Annotated in this window: 1 protein-coding gene; it reads right to left on the bottom strand. The window is 40.5% G+C overall.

The features are described from left to right. Positions 1 to 247, bottom strand: a 247-nt coding sequence (locus tag L0P31_RS09315; RefSeq protein ID WP_238096657.1) for a family 20 glycosylhydrolase, incomplete at both ends; no start/stop codon positions are given.

The following is a 247-nucleotide window of genomic DNA, read 5'->3' as shown; positions in this document are numbered from 1 at the left end:
TAACGGTTCCGTCCATTGAATCTCGGACAAGGCAGCCATACGAGGAAGAATTTGCCATTCCATCTTCAAACTGTCACGCGTCCATTCTGTCCAGATACATCCTTGAGTACCGATGATATATTTTCGTTCATCCTCTGCCAATTCATTAGAAACAGGTTCAAATGTATAGACACGTTCAAGGCTTTTAGTCCCTTTTATCCGATTGTAAGTAGGATTGCTGAAATAAAGAAACTGAATAGGAGTCATA

It is taken from the genome of Streptococcus mitis (assembly GCF_022137125.1).
GTDB lineage: Bacteria > Bacillota > Bacilli > Lactobacillales > Streptococcaceae > Streptococcus > Streptococcus mitis_CE.
This window is presented reverse-complemented; position numbering and strand designations above follow the sequence as displayed.